Source organism: Corynebacterium felinum (genome assembly GCF_030408755.1).
Lineage (GTDB): Bacteria > Actinomycetota > Actinomycetes > Mycobacteriales > Mycobacteriaceae > Corynebacterium > Corynebacterium felinum.
The window spans coordinates 1,088,131-1,109,063 of the sequence record NZ_CP047209.1 but is presented as its reverse complement, the minus strand read 5'-3'; the positions used below and the strand labels follow the sequence as shown (position 1 = coordinate 1,109,063).

The window sequence follows — 20,933 nt, the reverse complement described above, 5'->3', positions numbered from 1 at the left end:
CGCTTCGTTGTGTGAGACTCCCTCTCGCTTTGTGATTTCTGCACGTATGGTGCTAGAATTACAAAGCTGTTAGCCCTCGTAGCTCAGTGGATAGAGCATTGGTTTCCGGTACCAAAGGTCGCAGGTTCGAATCCTGTCGAGGGCACTTTTTGGTTTTTCACACTCCCCCAACTTTCACTTTCCCCTTGAAGGGATCGTAGTGAAGGTTGGGGGTTTTGCTTATGCTCACGAATGGCGTTAGTACGCATTGTCGCAATGCTCTGCCCCCTAAGCTCCGCTGTTGATTGCTTCAGCATTCACCACAAACCTCACGCAGCCACATGCTCATCCTTTCCCATGCACATACTGTTTCGCCCCACGAGGCGTACTGTCGGCAAAACGAGCTCTCATAGCGTCGCATCGGCACACACGAGCATCTCCCACGTCCCATACGCACACGGAACTCCTAGGGCACAGAACTTAGCTTGATGCACCACCCATCAATCCCCCCACGCCCGTCACGCCCCTATTCTGGCCCATGCCCCTCACAATCAACGCAGGTGCGCTCCCTGGCAGGCTGCACGAGGGCTATCTACAAGCAAGGATAGAGCTCCACGGCGCTAACAGAGTGCGTGACGACGTCGCCAACAGCGCACCTTGACGGTTTCCGCCCAGTCGCCCGCAAAGGAGTCCGTGACAGGCTACTGACCCACTGGTGATATATAGCCATATCGCAAAGCTTCCGCCTAGGAAGGTGTATCACAACGGGATATTCAGCATATATCACCCACAAAAACACCACAATCGAAAAACAATATGACCTGCAACTTTGGTCTCGTAATGAGTGAAGAACACGCCATAGAAATACATAAGAGACTTAACATATACAAACTAAATTGGAATAAGTAATACGCTTCAATATACATTCCGGCAATGCGACCGGCGTAAATCGCAAATAATGAATACCTAAAAGTCCTATAAGGTTCCTAATAAAAACCTGCCACGTTGGCCAATTGTTTTAAACAGATTTTCTAGTGTAAATTTAGCCGCACGAGTGACTAGCATATCACTTATTGAAAATAGGTGATGCAAAAAACAAATGCAAACGAAAAGTTACGAACAATAATTGCTCACGCACGCCCCATCAACGCACGATTCTTTTACCAACCCTAACCACAGCGCTACTCTTCGAAAATAGTTTATGAAACAACAAAGCCAATTTTAAAGCCCTACCCCCTATCACCCCCGCACTGAGAAGTTAAGCTCAAACTGGCTGCACAGACACTTCCCCAATCCCCCACCCCCTCATCTCGCCTCCGCAAAAAACCCACCCTTCACTGAAGGATGGGCATTTACTCTTATACACCCCAACGGTGCACTTCTGCACGCTGTTAGCGCGGCATGATCAACCAAGCCGCTAGGTATGCGATTACCTGTGGGCCAGGCAAAAAGATCGAACAGATGAACAAAACGCGCAGTAAAGTCACGTTCCAGCCGTACGTTTCCGCCACTCCGGATAACACACCGCCAAACCACTGTTGAGTGCTTGAACGGCGAAGTTCGCGACGAATCATCGGCGTAGTGTTGTTTTCCATGTCAGGGCCCTCCTAGAAAAGTAAGAAACAATGGGATCTCTTCCCACTTCTTCCATCATGGCCGAGGTTGACATGGCAGAGCATCGGGGAATCCCCTGAATAAGACCCTGATCTTTCCTTAGGAAGCCTAGCAGGAGGTCGCGCCTATATCCTTGCGCATAATGTTTTCCAGATATTCCGTCACTGGGCCCTGAAGCTCTGGGGTGATGGTGTCAAAGACCAGCTCACGCACGGATTCCACGTGGCTTGGCGCTGCTTCGATAAGGCGTCGTTTTCCTTCATCTGTCAGGTCGATCAGGATGCCGCGTGCATCTCCTGCGTAGCGGCGTTTTTCAACTAAACCTCGCTTCTCCATGCGCGTGACCTGGTGGGAGGTCCGTGAGCGGTCCCAGTCGAGCGCGGCACACAGATCGCGGAGGCGCATTTCTTCGTTCTCAGCCTCCGACAAGCTCACCAGAACCGCAAATTCACTACTGGTTAGGTTGTGTTCGATCTGCAGCACACGCTCGTTATAGTGTTGTACTTTTCGAACAGCGTTTAGCATTAAGCGCCAAAACTTCTGTTCGTCATCATTTAACCAACGGGGTGTAGTCATAAAAGACATAATAACGTGCAGGAAATGATTTTTAAAGCTCTCGCACAGCCTTGGGGCGTTGCGGAGAAATTTAGATAGGTATCTTTTTCAATAAAAAGGAAAATGGCTTAATATAATTAATTTTACATTAATATCGACATGCTATTGAAAATCTCTATCGCATAGATCATGGAAACCCGTAGCTACTTGCATGTATAAAATAACCTGCATCACATTCTTTGAAGATCCTTAATGAAATACTCCCGACTTACCCCCACTCCCTGATAGCGAACTGGGGCACACGTTAAGACAAATATTTGCTGTTTCTTAGAAAGGGAGTTGAAGACTGCGGCCATGGAATCAAGGCGCTCATCATCAGTTGAACCCAACACATCATCAAAGAAAACTGGCAAACCATGCTCAGCCACCAAACTCGACACAGCCAGTCGAATAAGGATCTCCACTTGCTCTTGGGCACCGCCCGAAAGATTCTTCTTAGAAACCCGCACCCCCTGCTGTGTCCGAGCGAGCACCTGTAAATTTTCGCTCAATTCAAAAGACACATCTTTGCCAAAGACCACACGCCCAAGCATCTGAAGTTTGTGCATGAACGGTTCCGCGTAGCGTTCCCTAGCATGGCGTTGGTGCTTGGCTAAAACATCGTAGAGCAGCGCTGCTGCGCGGGCGCGGGCGCTGAGCACCTCGTAGCGACGCTGCGCCTCTGTGCGCTCATTGCGGGCTCGATCATAGTCGGCAGCCACGCCTGTGGCTTGTTCAATGTATCCAGCCATGCGGTCGAGCTCGCGTTCCGCTGAGCGAATTTCTGCTTCACAGTTCTTCACTTTCGCCTCCGCAACCTCAACGAGCTTGCGTTTATGCTCCGGATCTAGAGTGTCCACGCAACGCTGGATTTCTTCACGTGTGCTGCGTGCTTGTGTGAATGCTGCTGTGGCGTGGAGAAGATTCTCTTCCAGTTGGGTGCTGCTGAGCGCTTTTTCTTCCTCATGCAGACTTAGTGTTTCCCGATCAAGGATTGCGCGGCTGGTCCCCAGTGCGTCTTGAAGTTGCAATACTTTGATCTGTGCTGGGGATTGCTCGAATGTTTCCAGTTCACGATCAAGCTCATCACGTTGTGTTTCAGCGTGAGTGAGTGTTTCTTCAGCTGCTGCGATCTCCGCGTTAATCTCATCGAGGCTGCGTCCGCTTGCCTCACAAGCTTCACTTGCATCGCGGGCGATTTCTTCCTCGATCTCGCTTCGCGTGCGTGACTTCAGCAAGGCTTTGATGTGGTCGTTGATGCGGGCGAGCTGGGATTCGGCGTCGACACGCTGCTTGGCGTGTTCAAGATCGTCAACATCGAGCTCAGTGCACAGTTTCTCCCACTCATCTTCAGCTTTCTCCAGTTCGTGAAGACCCAGGCCCGCTCCAGGGGTGATTCGTGCTGTCACCTTCCCGATAACGATTGACGTTTCGCTGGTGATAGGAAGCTCATACGGCTCAGCGTCGATGTGCTGAGCACTGCCGTTGAGCGTGATTGTGGTTGCATCATCGGCATAAAGCGCAAGGGTGGTTGCTTGGACGCTGACTTTGATGCGCACTTCCTTAAGCTTTTCGAAAGCTGCTTCCAGGCGGGCGTAGTGTTTTTTCGCTAGCGGTTTGCGAGCGCGTAGAGGTTCTGCTTCGTTTTCGAGCTCGTCGATGGCCTTGATCAGTGCCCGGTTTTCGGCGAGTCGATGTGTTGCCTGCGCTGCACGTTGCTCATTTTTCAGTGCGGTGAGGGTTTCGCGGGCAGCTTTTGCGTGCGCGATTGCTTCGTTGCGGGTGTCTACGACTCTCTTGCGTGCGCGTTTTTCGGCTTCAACTTTTTCTAAGGCTGGTTCGAGTTCAGCTTCATGGCTGGCAACTTGAATGCGCAGGCGCTCGATTTCTTTTTCTTTCTCGACCCGGCGCGTGTGTTCGGTGCGGGCGTGTGTGAGTGCGAGTTCAGCTTTTTCGTAGGTGTTGGTGGCGGTGGTGAGTGTGGTTTCGAGTTCGGTGATTTCGCTCAGTTCGCTGCGGTAGTTGTCGAGTCCGTGGCGTAATTCGGGCAGGCGTGTGCGGGCGAGGTCGCGTTGTTTTTCGATGCGTGTGTGTTCAGTGACGTAGTTTTCGAGTTGGTTGAGTGCTTCTAGGCAGGTGCGTTCCTGTTCGTGGGCAGTGTTGAGGCGTTCTTCGGCTTCTTTGAGTATGCCGGTGGGGCGGTTGTTTTTGGTGAAGTAGGTGAGTTTTTCTTTAAGCGCGGCGTCGATGAGGCTGTTGCCGGTGTTGGGTGTATCGATCTCCGCGTGGGTGTTTGTGCTGGTGTGGCTGCGTAGCACTTGTTCAAGCGGTTGGATTTCGGCAAGTGCAAGGTCGTGGAGCATGTTGTCTTGCCGGTTGAACATGGCTGCGTAGAGGGCGTCGTCGATGTGTTCTGTTTTCAGTTGTGCGAGTTGTTTTTCTGCTTCTTCGCCGCTGTAGGTGCGGTTGTCGATGGTGATGAGTGTTTTGGGGCTTTTGAGGTATTGCTTGTCGAGTTCGATGATGTGTCCGGCGAGTTCGATGCGCAGTTTTACTCTGGGCGGTTCATCGTGGTTGAGGGATTTGATTTCTTTGATGTGGCTGGCTTTGGAGGTTGATTTGGTGTTAAGGGCGGTGTCGATTGCTTCGAGGATGGTGGATTTGCCGGCTTCGTTGGGTCCGGAGATGACAATCAGCCCGTTGGTGGGTAGGTCGGTGAGTGTGAGGTGGGTGATTCCACGGAAGTGGAAAATTTCGATTTCGTGGATGCGCATCGTTTTTCCGTCTCGTCGGTGTTAGTGGGTTTTGGCGTTGAGTCTGAACAGGAGTTTGAGGGCGTCGGTGGCTTCGGGGGTGTTCATGGCGCGTAGTTCGTCGAAGCTGTCGCTGGCGAATCCGTGCAGGTTGAGGGTGGCGATATCGTCGTCGCTGGGTTCGATGTCGAGGTCCATGAGGCGTTCGCGGGGGTAGAGTGCTGCAAAGAGTAGTTCGCGGTTGGCTAGGCCTTCTTCGAGTTGGCGCATGGTGTCGATGTCGATGCGGCCGGTGAGTGCGTATTTGATCACGCAGCGGTCTTTGTTGGGGTGGTTATCGAGGTAGGTGAAGAAGTCGGCGAGTTCATCTGAGTTGTTGATTTCGAAGGTAGGGGCGCTAAATGTCCAGGTGCCGACTTCTTTTTCGGTGACTGTGACCGTGGTCTGGGCTGATTCAGCGGTTGACTGGGGTTGCTTGTCGACGTCGACAATGAGCACCTTGCCTGCGTTATGTTCGCCCGTCCCCGAGGGGTACTCGTAGAAATCGGTCGGTTCGGGTGCGCCGGAAAACCAGACGCGGCCGGTGGAGCCGACGGGTTCGGCGGAGTGGGTATCCCCTAATGCGAGATAGTCGATGCTGCCGTCTGAGATTTTTGATTCCACGAGCGCAAGGTCAATGAGGTCGAGTTTGTCGGCGTTACCGCGGGAATGTACTTGGCCGTGTCCGATTGCGATGCGGATTGTGTTTGTGGGCTCTAGGGGTGCAAGAGCGTGGGCAACGAGGTCGGTTTGGGCGCTTTTCGCCTTGTAGGGTGCGCCGACGATGCTCACGCCGTCGATAAGCTCACGCTCCTCGAAGCTGTCGATCACATGAATGTTCTCGTGTGCTTGTGTGTGGAAGAACACGCTGTCCGCAGTCAGCGGATCGTGGTTGCCCGGCAGTAAAACGACGGGGACAGGCAGTTGTGCGAGCGCTTCAATGGCTCGGTCACGCACCCGCGCGTGAATGCTGTTGTGTTCAAATACGTCGCCGGCGATCACGATGAACTCACACTCATTGTCTACGGCAACGTGCCCGATGCGGGCGATGACATCTTTGCGGGCTGCTTCAAAGCGTGGCTGCGCCTCAGCGGAGAGAAACCACCGAGTCATCCCGATTTGCAGATCCGAGGTATGCACGAAACGCACGTGTGTTCTTCTCACCTGAGTGAAAGTATCCTCAACCACGAGTTTGTCTCCCTTTTCTTTCCCTACACCACCGATGCTCAGAGTATGGTTTTCCTCCCTATAAGCATCGCATGGTCTTCGTGTTGTTCACCTGTGCACAAGCTTTTTAAGAATTGAGCAGATAGTCGAAGAGATCCTCCAAATCGGAAACCGCCCGTAGCTCATCGACGGGTCCGTAACTGATCATCCGCATCGCCTGATACAGCAGCGTGGTGTCGGAATCGTCCAACACTGCATGCGATTTCATGCTCGGAATAGTGGGAAGTTGCCCGCCATCCCAAAACTCTTGCGGATTAATGCCGACCTTTTCTTTCAGCAACTCCTGGGCTAGGCGATCGACCTCATCAAAGTTCAACCCCCGAAGGCGCAGCAGCAATTCCGGATCGGCAGCGATCATCTCCATGGCACTAAAAGCGGTGGCCACGGCGTGTTTACATACGTCTGTTTTATCTGGGCAGCTGCACCTACTGCGGTAATCAAACGCGCCAGATGCGAGCAGAAACTGCAGCGGTAGCGGATCGATCTCACCCGCGCGGAGATTACTCAGACCATTCGGGTTCGCCAGCAGTTGGCTAATAAAGGTTTTCTCATCATCTTTGTCTCGGTGCGGAAAAATCAAGGACACCTCGAATGGTAGGTTCTGGGAACCTTGCACCTCTGCACTGATCACACCATTTTTGAAACTGACGTTTTCCACGTGCTTTCCACGCGCATAGATCCGGCCGCGGGCAAGCCGACCAGATTCACTACGCTCCTCAATCAACCTGCGCAGCAATAACACGCCGGGTGCTTGACGAGTCGAACGAGGCAGTATCGGCTGTGCAGGCTTTTCTACTTCCTCTTGGGAAGCTACGCGCTGCTTGGCTCGGAAGTTTGCGTAAATAACGTTATCGTCGCGGACTCTTTTCCGTGGCGTCATCAGTGCCTACCTCCTAGTTTTCATCCATGCGCGTGTACTCTAACAGTTCACTGAGCTGCTGATCGCTCAACTCCGTGATCCACCCTTCGCCCTGTGTGACCATCGTGTTAGCCAGAATCGACTTGCCGGTAATAATGTGGTGGATCTTCTCCTCCAACGTACCGGCCGTAATCAACTTGTACACCTTGACATCTCGGTCTTGACCAATGCGATAGGCACGGTCCGTGGCTTGGTTTTCCACTGCCGGGTTCCACCACCGATCCACATGCACCACAATATTGGCCGCGGTGAGATTCAAACCCGTACCGCCGGCCTTCAAACTCAACACCATTGCCGGTGGGCCGTCTGCTGACTGGAAAACATCCACCATCCGATCACGCGCCGACTTCGACACCTGCCCATGCAAAAACGGAATATCGCAGCCATACACAGCCTCAAGGTGAGGCAATAAAAGATCACCAAACGCTTTGTACTGGGTAAAAATCAGCACCTTCTCGCCACTAGCTCGGGCGAGATCAATGATCGACATCAACTCCTGGACCTTGCCGGAACGGTGCTTACCTTTAATGGTGATCGCGGAACCATCACCAAGAAAATGCGCGGGGTGGTTACAAATCTGCTTAATCTTTGTCAGCGAACTTAAGATCAAACCTTTACGCTTCATGCCCTGCCGGGATTCAATCGCCTGGCGCAGTTCATTCACATAAGCCTGATACAGTGCGGTTTGCTCCTGCGTCATCTCCACGGTGACAATCTGCTCCTGCTTCTCCGGCAAATCCGAAACAATAGCCGGATCAGACTTCAACCTGCGCAAAATAAACGGCTGGGTCAGCTCTTTCAGCTTCTCCATCACCACTTCGTCTTGAGTTACCTCAATAGGCTTAGCAAAGTGATTGCGGAAAAACGACACCGACCCCAACATGCCAGGATTACAAAAATCCAAAATCGCCCGAAGCTCCAACAACCTATTCTCCACCGGGGTACCGGTCAGCGCGATCCTGTGCTTCGACACCAAAGAACGAACCGCACGCGCCACCTGCGTGGAGGAATTTTTAATATGCTGCGCCTCATCCAGACTCACTCGCTGCCAAAACACCTGGGAAAGTAGCGGAAAATCCCTCGTTGCTGTGCCATAAGATGTGACCACCAGATCGTATTCGGCAAACTCCGCTAAACGCTCAGTACTGCTAATCCGCCCTGCCCCATGATGCACCAGCACCTTGAGCGAAGGAACAAACTTCTTCGCTTCCTTCGCCCAGTTACCCACCACTGAGGTCGGCGCCACCACCAGCGAAGGACCATACGCTGGCGAGGTAATACCATCGGATTGTTCACCGCCAAGCGCGCGAAGATCTGGCACGTCAATGCTGACTTCGGCGTCTTGTTGTTCCGCTTCTTGCTTCTCCACAGCATGCAAAGCCAGCAACTGCAAAGTTTTACCTAAGCCCATATCATCGGCCAAAATCCCGCCAATATGCTGGGTGGACATCCAATACATCCAATCCACGCCACGATGCTGGTACTCGCGTAGCCTCGCATGCACAGTCGATGGGATGTCAACTGGCTGGGGTGCTGGAAACTCCGGCTGATTCCCCTGGCCTAACACGGCTAGTTGCCACTTTGGGCCACGGAATTCAAGTGGCTCAGTGGGTGAGGATTCCAAGGCAAGCTGGCGTAATTCAGCTAGGCTCAAGCGCCCGCTTAAATCCTCAGGCTGGTCAAGGGTGGCGGAAAGAGCTGCGATGCGTTGCGCTAAGTACTCTTGGTCGGCTGGCGACTTCGATAGTTCCTTCAGCGTTGAAAGACGCTTGATTTCTTGCTCAATGTTCTTGCGTTGAGTACCAGCAAATTTCGCCACATATGCTTTGACATTTCTCAACGAGTCGGGGTCGGCAATCACCCAGTTGCCACGAAGCTGAATCAGCGTCGATGAGGAGTTGACCAGCGCTCGCATTTCCTCTTCGGTCAGTTCGACGTCGCCAAGCGAAATGCGCCAGTCAAAATCAACAATGGAGTCAAAGCCGACCCTGCTCACACCCGTATCTTCAGTGGGAACGGACACATTGACTCGTGCTTTGGCTTCTTGAGTACTCCACGCTTTGGGCAAAAGCACAACAATGCCAGCATTGCGCAACCGCGCCACATTATCATTAATGAACTCAAGCAGTTCGTCAATAGTAAGGAAGACATCAAAATCACCATCGATAGCACTCGGCACCGCCGCCCGAACACCGGCGCTGTAATCGTTGCTTAAGAAGCGCGAAATGAACATTGCTTCGCGCCGAATCCCATTGACCCGAAAACGCGTGGTGGAATCGTAATCTTTCATCCGGACCGGAACAGGGGCATCAATGCCACTTTGCACCTGAACGCGCACCGGCCACAGCACATCCTCAGCACTGAGCACATCGTCTGGTTGATTATTGATGCGGCTATCGATCACCCGGGTGGGGACATCTGCTTTCAGCCGGTCGGGTTCTTCAACCTTAATCACCAATTTGATATCGACAGCAGTAATTGAATCTTTCCACTTATTCAACGCCCCCACCAACGCCGCACTGCCACGACGCAACGGTGCTGAACTGAGCAGGGCATGACTAAACTCGTGCCATTCAGTGGCACGCGGTTGTTCAAACAGTGGTCTGAGCAAGGAATTGGCAATCCAGTGCGGGAGCTCTTCAGCCATGTCTTCAGCAACATTCGTTCCGCCGTTGGCGGTCAGCACCCCTGGGGCGGCGTGTGTCATCTGCGCAAGCCATCCGCGTTCACCCAACCCGCTGGCCAGCTGCCAGGTGGGGTACCACTGGTTGTCGAAATAGTTGAGTTTAATGGTCAACCGCCCAGCTTTGACGAACTCCACCAGCCCGCGGTACATGTGCGCCAGCCATTTAAGATCAGGTGCGAGATTGGCCAGCTGGGTTGGGGTTGCGCTCAGCTCATTGATGAGCGCGACGTGGCTGAGCACGCGCACTGCCTGCTCCGGTGCGAAGGCAAGCGTGGGAATGTGCAGCTTAACTTCCCTTCCCTTCGGGGTGACAAGGGTGGTGTTGACGCTGTGGCGAAAGTTTTTGCCCCGGATGAGTGCATCGATTGCTGGCGGGAACACGTCGGGCGCTACTGAGTCTGGGGTGACTATTTTGTGCCCGTCCACTTGCTCGATCCACAAGTGAAGGCCCGAGTTCTTCAGCCACAGTCCGTGAAGCAAGTGGGTATTCATGTACATAGTTCTACCAAACGCCCCTTACACACCCAGCACTTATGCTTCGAACAATTTTTCCAATACTTCACCAAGTGTAGCTAAAGATCCTGCATATAAGCATTTCCCTCACCCATCTTCACCCCAACCTATCGCTCACCACCCTTTTTTGCCCTGCAGTAACACTGCCGCCGACAGCGCCCCCTTTGCATGACCATAAACATTCCCCGCCCAGAATCTGCAGCATAAACACTACCCCCTTCTCCCCCTGTTTCCCCAAGCGTTAGCTGTCAAGATACACAAAAGCTTCTCATATTTTCCCCATTTTGCCCCATAGCATGATCTCATCTCTGTAAGATACACCACAATAATTGAATAGCAGACCCTAACCCTGCGAGCATTTTTGCTGATCAACACCGTTTTATTTCACACATCCACAGCCGCAATATTTCATGCACTTTTATGCACATTATGCATTTTCCCTACCTCGGGCGCTACCCTTGGATGCGCGAAAGATTACGGAAATACCCTCACCTTTTCTCAAATTTTAACCCCAGTGTGATGCGGCACGTGTGAACTCAGCGGGAAGCGCGTGTTCTTACAGCCAGTTCGTGGCGGCCCTTTTCTGCAACCACCTTGTGCCTGCGGGGAGATTTTTCTGTTTTCCCACATGCCTTGTTTCTCACTTGTAGTGCACTGTGCCTGATTTGCATTGCCTGTTTTTGCTAGTCGACGCCGGTGATCGAAGGCCCAAAGCATCCAACGGTAGGCTTTCTTTCTTCGCGCGATTTTCGTGCACAACTTTTACTTCTCAACCTTTTAAGGAGGTGGATGGAATCCATGTCGGACCATACATGGTACATCTTGGCCATCATTATCTATATGGGCACTATGCTCGCGATCGGTTACTGGAGTTACCGCCAGACGAATCAGTATGACGATTACGTTCTTGCTGGCCGTGGGTTGAATCCCTTTGTGGCTGCAATGTCGGCGGGTGCTTCTGATATGTCCGGCTGGCTGTTAATGGGCTTGCCCGGCGCGTTGTTTGTCACTGGCATGTCTGAGTTATGGATTGCTGTCGGTTTGGTGGCGGGTGCGTGGGCGAACTGGAAATGGGTTGCTCCGCGTTTACGTTCCTATACTGAGGTTGCGAATGATTCGGTGACTATTCCGTCGTTCTTTGAGAACCGTTTGGGTGATAAGTCTCGTGCGCTGCGCATGGTGTCGGCAATCATTATTGTGGTTTTCTTTACCTTCTATGTCTCCTCGGGCATGGTGGCTGGTGGCCGCTATTTCGAATCGACGTTTGGTGGGGATTATCTTGACGGCATGTTGATCGTGGCGGGCATTACCGTGATGTACACCTTTATTGGTGGTTTCTTGGCTGTGGCCTATACGGATGCTGTGCAGGGCACGATTATGTTTGCGTCGTTGATTGTGGTTCCTGTGATGGCGTTGCTGTATTTGGATGATCCTTCGTCGATCTGGACGTGGGCGACGAGCAATGATTATGGTCCTTATACTTCTGGTGAGGGTAATCCTGGGTATTTCTCGATGATCACTGGGGTGTCGGCTGCTGCGATTATTGGCAATATGGCGTGGGGTTTGGGCTATTTCGGTCAGCCTCATATCATTGTGCGTTTCATGGCTTTGCGTTCGGCGAAAGATGCTCGTACAGGTAGGTTCATCGGTATTGGTTGGATGATGTTCTCGATTGCCGGTGCTACTTTTGTGGCGATTGTTGGTACGGCGTTCTTTGGGCAGAATCCTGATATTTCGATTGTGGATCAAAAGTCGTTTGAGACGATCTTCTTGGATATGGGTCGCGTGTTGTTCCATCCACTGATTGGCGGTTTGATTCTGACTGCGGTGTTGGCTGCAATTATGTCGACAATTTCGTCGCAGCTGCTGGTGTCTTCAACCTCGTTGATCGAAGATATTTATATGGTTTTTGCTAAGAGCAAGCCGAGTGAGCGGATTTTGATTAACTTGTCGCGTACTGCGGTGGTTGCGGTTGCTGTGATTGCTGGCGTGTTGTCGATCAATCCTTCTGATTCAATTCTTGGTTTGGTTGGTTTTGCGTGGGCTGGTTTCGGTGCCGCGTTTGGCCCGCTTGTACTACTGAGTTTGTACTGGAAGCGTTTGAATGCCAGTGGCGCTTTGGCGGGCATGGTCACCGGTGCGGTCACTGTGTTTGTGTGGGGTTCAACCTCATTGGGCGATCTGATTTACGAGATGGTCCCTGGTGTGATTGTCTCAACCGTTGTTACTGTTGTGGTCTCGCTGATGACGAAGGAGCCGGACGATCGCATTCAGCAAGAGTTTGCCTCAGTAGCGCAGAAAGCTTCTTAATTTCCACATTGACCCCGCTTCGGCGGGGTTTTTCTTGTGCTTGCTGCAGCAGACTTTTGCTTATCGACGTCGCCAGCATCGGCCCCAGCGAGAACACGTGGGGTTTTCGAGGGGTTTAGGCCGAGCAACCATGCTCAATAACACGCAGGAATATAGTCTCTTCAACACCGCGATGTCCACTACAGCCATGTGATCAGGAGGAGGAGGAGGAAAAATAGCCTGCCTATTAATGTGTAGGTATTGATTCAAAAATACTGATTCGACTTTCAGCACAGTTGCCAAAAATTCACCTGCGGTTTTACCTGTAGCACTTTCTCTATGTCGAATCAATATTTCCCAGAGAGTATCCCCGCACCACGTGGAGCACACACAGGAGCGTTGCTCTTGTGGCACAGCGCATGGAAACGAGCCGAGTCGACGCAAAATCAGTGGGAACGCACGGGCTGATTTTTCAGTCTTATACAGTATGAGACTTTCACCGATTCGCTACGAACCCACCGTCCCACTCGTTCCTGTTGTACTGATCAGCGTCACGGTTGTGCTGATTGTGCTTGAGATTCCCTTTGGATTCGCGCCGAAAAACCTTGACGCAGTCCCCACGGTTGAACAACGGGTGCGCATCTTAGGTTATGAACGTGAGCAGTTTGGCAACGGCTGGGACGTAACATTAGCGGGAAGCTGTGACACGCGCCGACAAGCATTGGCGCAACAATTCGGTGGCGGGAGTTGCTACGACCCTGACCAGCCACTTGCAGGCATCGACCCCTACACGGGGAAAGAAATCAGCACCGATGAACCCATCGAAGTTGACCACATCTTCCCCCTGCGTGCCGCCTGGGATCTCGGGGCGCACTCATGGAGTAGGCAACGCAGAATAGAATTCGCCAACGACCCACTAAACCTCGTTGCAGTATCCAAAGCAGCAAACCAGAAAAAATCCGATCATCTACCCTCCCGTTGGGTGCCGGAGAATACGAAAATCCATTGCGAATATTTCAACCGTTTGGTTGATATTTGCCTAAAATACCAGCTCCCGCTCCCCAAGAAGGATGTGGCGGTCATGCGCAAAGCACGCTGCGTGGGATAGGGTAAGAGATTGGTTTTTTAATTTTTATCCCACTGATGTGAAAGAGAGCGTTGAAAATCGTGGGTTCTATCATTGTTTTGCTGCATATCCTTGCCGCCGTTTTGTTCCTTGGCCCCATCACCGTTGCAGTCTCCACCTTCCAGGTACAGGCACTGAAGGCAAAAGATGGCGACGAGAAGGCAATGGGTGCCATGCAGGTTCTTCATAAGACCACCCAAACCTACGGCATGTTGTCACTGCTTGTCCCACTGCTAGGGTTTGCTGTCATGTTCACCGGCGATTTCTGGTCGGATGGTCGCTTCCACGCCTCGATTGCGCTGTCGATCATCGCGTGGGGTCTGCTGCTCTTTGTTATTTCCCCGAAGCAAAAGCAGATGATGGGCGCGCTGAAGTTGCTGCCTGCCGATGAGCAAGCTGAAGGCGAGTTCACTGTTGCCGATTGGGCAAAGGCGAAAAGCCAGCTGTCGATGTTCGGTGGCATCTTCTCCCTACTGTGGGTCATTGTCGCCATTTTGATGATGCTGCCTCGCATCACCGGCGCATTTTAGTTTCGACCAAAGCTAGGGCAGGTTCAAACTACATATCCAACAGCCGATAGATACATTCGACAACAAACCCTACCCCTTAAATGGGGTAGGGTTTGTTGTGCTTTTCTCAAGCTTTTCTCAAGTGCAAAAACACCACACAACCACCATTTTTACCCAAGAAAACCTATGAATGAAGAAAGTTTCATACGGGTTTCATAATAGCTTCACTGCAAGCAACGAAGATGGACAGTGTCGCCAAAGAGTTGGCCACACGGTCAAGGCGGCCCCCAACCACATGCGATTGCGTACTACCTTCCCAAGGTAACTCTCAGCATGTGGGTGGGGTACACCACTAATCCTCTGGGTCTCAACGTTGAAAGGAAGCTTTAATCATGCAGAGCACTCAAGCCTCATTACGCAAACGCATGGCTCTGTGGTGTATGGTAGCCGCCGGACTATCACTAGTAGCGGGGCTTCTAACCGCACGCAGCCTCTTGATGGTATCCATTAACGAAGAGGCCCATCGAGAAATTGCGCAAGAAATTTCAGAATTTCAAGCATTCGTTGCAGCTGCAGAGGGAATCGATAGTACTGAAACACTTGATCCCTCTGTCGCGGCCGAACTCCTTCCACGGTATCTCAGCAAACAGATTCCTGATGATAACCAGGCACTTGTAGGAATTATTCACGGAAAAATCGTCGGGTTAAAAAACGCTCCGAACCCTCTTAGCCCCGGATTAGTTGCTTCTTTAGACGGCGCAACAGGAGTTGCTCAAGATCCTCTCTATGGTGACATCCACTGGGCCAAAATCGAGTTGGACTCCGCCAGCCTCGTCGTAGCTCAGTTCATCGATAAACAAGTTCAGCAAATCCATTATGTTCTTGGCATCGTCCTAGCTATAGGTCTCGTCGGAGTTGCGATTTGTGGATTCTTGGCTTGGATAATCTCTGGTCAGTTTTTCCACCCGCTTGCGCAGCTACGCCAGGCCATCATCGAAGCCGATAGGGACGATTCACGACTTGATGTGGACAGCATCAGTGGATTGGAAACACAAGATCTGGCCGCAGTAGTTGATGTAGCCCTCGAACGTGCACGAATTAGAGCAAAAAATGGAGGTGAATTCTTGTGACGATGTTAATAACACCTGCCTCATCCTCACAACCAGAATTTCCGCAATTACCAACTCCGAAGCGACCTCAACCCAAATCCATCTTCATCACGATCATCGGAATCGTGTGCGTAGCCGCATTACTTTGGGCACCAAGTGCCTTAGATGGTGCCGCGCGACTAACACTAGCGGTATTCGTAGCTGCTGTATTCTTGTGGGTTTTTTCAAAAGTTCCAGACACTTATGTAGCCTTAGGCGCTGCTTGTCTTTTGGTTATTTTAGGAATCATCAATGTAGATAAGTTCTTCCAACCCCTAGGTGACGAAACAACTTGGCTTCTCATTGGGGCATTCGTAATCGCAGCAGCAGTTACGAAAACCGGTTTGGCTCCTCGTGCTACAGCATGGCTGTGTTCTGGAGTTAAAAGCCCTCGAGCTCTGGTACATTTACTCACTCTTGCAATCGTGTGTACAGCCTTTATGATTCCTGCTACCTCAGGGCGTGCTGCACTAATTCTTCCAGTCTTCTTGGCGATTGTCCCAGTATTGAAAAATACCCATAACTGGCTGATCGTAACCTTGTCTATTGTTTTGCCTAGTGTAGTTCTACTATCGGCGGTGGCGAGCTTTATTGGTGCTGGTGCTCACTTAATCACCGCGCAGATCCTCGAAGAATCTGGTTTCGGAACCATTACTTTTACGCAATGGATGCTTTACGGTTTACCACTGGCAATCGTCGCAAGCCATATCTCAGCTGAAGTAATATATCTAGCGACATCGAACAGGAAGCAACGGAAAAGCACACTTTCAATCAGCGAGTATGATTTTCCTCCACAACCTGCAAGGTCATTGCAGGAAAGCCGCACATTAATCGTACTCGGCATTGCAATAGCCCTGTGGTTGAGTGAATCCCTGCACCAAATCCCTCCCGCTTTGGTTGCGGTTATCTGTGCGCTGCTGATTACTTCTCCGCGTTTCGGAGCAGTCGAGCTGAATGAGGCAATCAAAAAAGTTCCCTGGTCTCTGTTGCTGTTCATGACAGCTACCGTCGCTATTTCACACGCATTGAAAGAATCTGGTGCTGCTGAAATTATGGCTCATGCGATTTTTGGCCGATTGCCTACCGGATCAGCCGCTCAATGGGCGTTTATTCTTGCAGTGATTGCCATCTCTTCAGCGGCGCATCTACTCATCCAGTCGCGGTCTGCACGCAGCGCAGTGTTAATTCCGATCGTTATTTCATTGGCTTTGCCGCTTGAACTTAACCCAGTAGCGGTGGCATTTATTTCCACTGCAGCTTCAGGTTTTTGTCACACGCTACCAAGTTCAGCTAAACCTCTGGTCATCTTTTATTCAGAAAACAACGAGGAATTCCCCAGCTTCACGCAAAGCCAACTCATGCGAATTTCCTTCATATTGTTTCCCTTCCATATCGCGACGATCGCACTTTTCGCATTCTGGATCTGGCCATTGATGGGACTGCATTTGACTCCATAGACAAAAACACTCCCAAATTTCATTTCCCCACATTTTCCATCGTGCACTATTTTTCTGCACACGGCCCTTAGAAAGGTTTGATTTTTATGACTATGTATCTACCCGAACGTATTTTGATCGCCCCTTCTGGCTTCAAAGAGTCCTTAACTGCTGTCGAAGTTGCAGAAGCTATTTCCTGTGGTATTCGGCGCGTCTTGCCAACAGTTCGCATCGATTCATTCCCCGTGGCAGATGGCGGCGAAGGCAGTATCGACATTCTAGCCACACGCCCGGGTACCAAGGTACACAAAATCAATGTGCAAGGTCCTGTTGGTGCTGAAGTATCGGCGCAGTGGTTGGAATTTGTTGACCATGGTATTGCCGTAGTTGAAATGGCACAGTCTGCTGGTTTATCCCTTGTTCCCCGTGATATGCGTGATCCCGGTGCCACCTGTACTTACGGTGTTGGCCAGGTCATTGCGGATGTGCTGAACAACGGTATTCGTTCAATTGTGGTTGGTTGTGGTGATTCCGGTACCTCTGATGGTGGCGCTGGTGCGTTGCGTGCTTTAGGGTTACGTATCCTCAATTCCGAGGGCAATGAAATCGCTCGCGGTGGCTCGGCTTTAGTGGCCGCAGCAGAGTTGGACGTTACCAACATACATCCGGCACTTGCTGAGTCCGAAATAGTACTGGCGTGCAATATGCATAACGTGCTCACTGGGCCCCAAGGGGTGGCACGAGTGTTTGGACCTCAGAAAGGTGCTAGTCCAGAACAGGTGGAAGTGCTCGATTGTGCGTTGGAAACATGGGCTTCACTTCTGGAACATACCTTTAACCCTTCCTCCGATCTAAGGGGAGCCGGTTCCGGAGCTTCTGGCGGTTTAGGCGCTGGTTTAATGGCAGTAGGAGCAACGGCTAAGAATCGCTTTGAGGTACTTTTAGAAGACTTGCCTGCTGGAACGAATGCAGGTTTGAGTGACTTGATTAGGCAGGCTGATTTAATTATCACTGCTGAGGGAGCGATCGATTTCCAAACACCCAAAGGTAAGGTTCCTGCCGAAATTGCCCGACGTGCGCAACTCATAGGTGTCCCAGTTTTGGGTTTGGCAGGCACGTTGGGTAAAGGTGCACCGAAGGTACATGAGGTTGGAGTCGCTGCAATCGAGTCAATTATGACTTCGCCTATGGCACTTGAAGATGCCGTGGAGAATGGCAAGGATTTGCTTATCGACGCCGCAGAAAGGTCTATGCGTATGCTTCAGCTCGGCAGTGTTCTCGCTGCTCGCAGCGAAGATCGCCAGTTTGATCGGTACAAGTCTCGCTCCGTGGCTTAGGACGTTTAAGGCTTGTTGTTAAGCCTAATTCAATCACTAGAAGCGCAAATGTGATAATTTGTGTCCCATAGTTTATTTTCTGAGAGGTCTACTATGTCTACAGCCGTGAAAAAGTTTGCTCCTTTAGCGGGTGTACTTATTTTGTTAATCATTGTGGCGTTGGCGGGTGCGGCTTTATCTTCAAATAAAAAGCCTCCCACCTTGGATCCCACTGCGTTGAGCATTCGGGTGAGCTCGACTGAAAAGACCGCTCCAACGGAGCAGCCACTGGAAACTGTTGATGCCAACGACCCCACTCCATTACCTGCAGAACCTGTGCAGCAAGTACCTGCTCCAGCTCCGGCTCCAGCTCCCCCAGCAGCTGTTCCACAGAATGTTGTTCCTCCTGTCATTCATGTGCCACAGTTACCGCCAATTCAGGTACCTCCGATTCCCCCTGCTTTTGTGCAACCTCAGGCACCATTGATGTATCAGGATGTCGATGACATGGACGACGATTGGGACGACGACGATTAAGGTGAAATTAAAGCACTTTACTGCCTCTATTCGCTGGCGCATTATGATTTGGATCATTGTTGTGGTCTTTAGTGCGCTGGCGTCAATGGTGTTTCTACAAGATACAGTTCGCCGAAGCCAAGTTCATACTTCAGCGAACGCTTCCGTTGAAAAGGCTGTTTTGGAGCTTCGATCTTTTTCTGATAATTTCGGTCAAGATTTTCCAGATTCTCGATCATTGTTGGAGAATTTCCTCCGACGTGAGATTCCCGATAGAAATGAAGTTCTAATTGGTGTCGTTGATTCGCATTTAATTCAACAGCAGGGTTTTAAGTCTTCAGAGAAACCTGCTGTTTTGTCTTTGGATGAACAATTGTTGCGATCAGTCATTGCTGATGTTAGTTATAGTGGAATTACCAGCACTCCCGAGTACAAGAATGTGCATTGGGGGAAGGTTCCGATCGGAACTGAAATGCATTCCAATCAGGAACAAAACCAGGTTTTCTACCGAACTGATTATTTGTTAGTTTTAGTTTTTACATCTGCACGTTACGATGCTGTTGCTCAAGAAACCAAGTTGTTTGCCGCTTTGGGTTTTTTAGGGCTTTTACTCTCCGCCGTGATCGCTTGGCTCGTTGCTGCTCAAGTTTTAGTCCCAGTGCGGGCATTGAGGGATGTAGCTGCCCAGATTTCTGATTCCGATTTAAAAACTCGAGTACCAGTGCATGGAGATGATGAGATTGCGCAGTTGGCTCGAACTTTTAATCGCATGTTGGATCGGATTGATTTGGCTTACGCGGCTCAACGCCAATTCGTTGATGATGCCGGCCACGAACTGCGCACTCCGATTACGGTGGTGCGGGGGCATTTGGAGTTGTTGGAATCGGGCGATGCTGCGCAGCGAACGCGGTCGATTCAGCTGTGTACTCAAGAGTTGGATCGTATGACCCGTATGGTCAATGATTTGCTCACACTTGCCATTGCAGATGCAAATGCCGCTGATTTCTTGCATTTGGCACCGTGTGATTTGTCTGAGTTGAGTATCAGTTTGGATGATAAGGCTGCGATGTTGTCTCAGGGGCGCACTGATTTAGTGGCGATTGCCGAAGGTGTGGTTCTTCTTGATGCTGAGAGGGTGACGGAGGCAGTGTTGGAGTTGGTGCGTAATGCGGTGAAGTATACGGATGAGGTAACTCCAATTTTGTTGAGTTCTTCTCTTGATGAGTCTGCGCAGACGGTGAGTTTTTCTGTGCGTGATTTTGGCCCTGGTGTGAAGCCGGAGGCTAAGGAGAATTTGTTTAAGCGGTTCCGCCGCGGGCAGCATGAGCAAAGTGATAAGGGTGTGGCGAAGAAGGGCGCTGGTTTGGGTCTTTCGATTGTTTCGGCTATTGCTCAAGCGCATGGTGGCCATGCGTGGGTGGAGTCTGTTGAGGGCCAGGGGGCTACTTTTGGTATCACTTTGCCTGTACAGTCGGCTGATGATCCATTTTTCTAGATTACTTTCCGCTAAAGATATAAGCTTTTCATTGTCTGCCTTTTAGTTACAGGCATGGGAAAGTTTGAGTATTTTTCTAGGGGACGTTGATGAGCCGTATTCTGATTGCTGAAGATGATGACGATATCGCTGAGTTTATTGCGCGTGGTTTGGAGTCGTCTGGATATAGCTGTGATGTGGCTACGACTGGCCCTGAGGCTTTTGCCACGATCTTGTCAAATGATTACCAGTTGGTGATTTTGGACTTGGGTTTGCCCAATATGGATGGCACTGATGTGTTGAGCCAGTTGCGTTCGTTGGGGGTGACTATTCCGATCATTGTGCTTACTGCCCGTACGGGTTTGGATGATCGGATTCGTACGCTGGAGGGCGGGGCGAACGATTATATGCCGAAGCCGTTTCAGTTTGCTGAGTTGTTGGCGCGTGTGCGTTTGCGTTTGAGTGATTATTCTCCGGCGAAGTCTGAGTCGGCGGCGTCGACTAGCCAGCTGACGCATAAGGGTTTGGTGTTGGATTTGCATACGCACCGGGTTCAGGTGGATGGCAAGTGGAAGGATTTGTCGCGGCGTGAGATGGGTTTGTTGGAGACTTTTATGCGCCACCCGGGGATGGTGCTGTCGCGCGCGAGTTTGCTGAGCCAGGTGTGGGGTTTGGATTTTGATCCGAGTTCGAATGTGGTTGATGTGTATATCAAGACGTTGCGGAAGAAGATTGGCCCTGAGCGTGTGGAGACTATTCGTGGTTCTGGCTACAGGTTGAAGTAGTTAATGGTGG

At 51.2% G+C, this 20,933-nt stretch carries 15 protein-coding genes and 1 tRNA gene; 10 read left to right on the top strand and 6 right to left on the bottom strand.

Annotation, left to right across the window (positions count from 1 at the left end):
• The first annotated feature begins 72 nt into the window (after positions 1-72).
• Positions 73-145 (top strand) — tRNA-Arg (locus CFELI_RS04855).
• A 1,225-nt stretch (positions 146-1,370) separates the two neighbouring features.
• On the opposite strand, the gene CFELI_RS04850 is transcribed toward CFELI_RS04855, so the two are convergent.
• The 6 genes from CFELI_RS04850 to CFELI_RS04825 form a co-directional block, all read right to left on the bottom strand.
• Positions 1,371-1,574 (bottom strand): PspC domain-containing protein, encoded by a 204-nt coding sequence (locus CFELI_RS04850; RefSeq protein ID WP_277105535.1) that lies wholly within the window; start codon positions 1,572-1,574, stop codon positions 1,371-1,373.
• Between the two features lie 127 nt (positions 1,575-1,701).
• Complete coding sequence (locus CFELI_RS04845) at positions 1,702-2,169, bottom strand: MarR family winged helix-turn-helix transcriptional regulator (protein ID WP_277105536.1); 468 nt, start codon at positions 2,167-2,169, stop codon at positions 1,702-1,704.
• A gap of 209 nt (positions 2,170-2,378) precedes the next feature.
• A complete protein-coding gene (locus tag CFELI_RS04840) occupies positions 2,379-4,961 on the bottom strand; it encodes an AAA family ATPase (protein ID WP_277105537.1) in 2,583 nt (860 codons plus the stop codon).
• Positions 4,962-4,982: 21 nt separating this feature from the next.
• Positions 4,983-6,167 carry a metallophosphoesterase family protein gene (locus CFELI_RS04835; protein ID WP_277105538.1) on the bottom strand — a complete coding sequence of 395 codons (1,185 nt, stop codon included), beginning with the start codon at positions 6,165-6,167 and terminating at the stop codon, positions 4,983-4,985.
• Positions 6,168-6,273: 106 nt separating this feature from the next.
• Complete coding sequence (locus CFELI_RS04830) at positions 6,274-7,086, bottom strand: SWIM zinc finger family protein (protein WP_277105539.1); 813 nt, start codon at positions 7,084-7,086, stop codon at positions 6,274-6,276.
• Between the two features lie 13 nt (positions 7,087-7,099).
• A complete protein-coding gene (locus CFELI_RS04825) occupies positions 7,100-10,303 on the bottom strand; it encodes a DEAD/DEAH box helicase (RefSeq protein WP_277105540.1) in 3,204 nt (1,067 codons plus the stop codon).
• Positions 10,304-11,122: 819 nt separating this feature from the next.
• Between CFELI_RS04825 and putP the strand changes: the two genes are divergently transcribed.
• The 9 genes from putP (at position 11,123) to CFELI_RS04780 (ending at position 20,923) form a co-directional block, all read left to right on the top strand.
• A complete protein-coding gene (gene putP, locus CFELI_RS04820) occupies positions 11,123-12,634 on the top strand; it encodes a sodium/proline symporter PutP (RefSeq protein WP_277105541.1) in 1,512 nt (503 codons plus the stop codon).
• Between the two features lie 466 nt (positions 12,635-13,100).
• Entirely contained in the window at positions 13,101-13,721 is a 621-nt protein-coding gene (locus CFELI_RS04815) for an HNH endonuclease family protein (protein WP_277105542.1), read from the top strand.
• Positions 13,722-13,780: 59 nt separating this feature from the next.
• The gene (locus tag CFELI_RS04810; RefSeq protein WP_277105543.1) at positions 13,781-14,269 is read left to right on the top strand and encodes a DUF2269 domain-containing protein; all 489 of its coding nucleotides are present in this window, start codon (positions 13,781-13,783) and stop codon (positions 14,267-14,269) included.
• 371 nt (positions 14,270-14,640) lie between these two features.
• Entirely contained in the window at positions 14,641-15,378 is a 738-nt protein-coding gene (locus tag CFELI_RS04805; protein ID WP_277105544.1) for a hypothetical protein, read from the top strand.
• A 2-nt stretch (positions 15,379-15,380) separates the two neighbouring features.
• Positions 15,381-16,853: an SLC13 family permease gene (locus CFELI_RS04800; protein ID WP_277105562.1), complete on the top strand. Its 1,473-nt coding sequence runs from the start codon at positions 15,381-15,383 to the stop codon at positions 16,851-16,853.
• 86 nt (positions 16,854-16,939) lie between these two features.
• Positions 16,940-18,169: a glycerate kinase family protein gene (locus CFELI_RS04795; RefSeq protein ID WP_277105545.1), complete on the top strand. Its 1,230-nt coding sequence runs from the start codon at positions 16,940-16,942 to the stop codon at positions 18,167-18,169.
• Positions 18,170-18,262: 93 nt separating this feature from the next.
• Positions 18,263-18,685, top strand: coding sequence for a hypothetical protein (locus tag CFELI_RS04790; RefSeq protein WP_277105546.1), 423 nt, complete (start codon positions 18,263-18,265; stop codon positions 18,683-18,685).
• A complete protein-coding gene (locus CFELI_RS04785) occupies positions 18,645-20,159 on the top strand; it encodes a sensor histidine kinase (protein ID WP_277105547.1) in 1,515 nt (504 codons plus the stop codon). The genes CFELI_RS04790 and CFELI_RS04785 overlap by 41 nt, the downstream gene beginning before the upstream one ends.
• Before the next feature lie 89 nt (positions 20,160-20,248).
• The gene (locus CFELI_RS04780) at positions 20,249-20,923 is read left to right on the top strand and encodes a response regulator transcription factor (protein ID WP_277105548.1); all 675 of its coding nucleotides are present in this window, start codon (positions 20,249-20,251) and stop codon (positions 20,921-20,923) included.
• Positions 20,924-20,933: the final 10 nt, after the last annotated feature.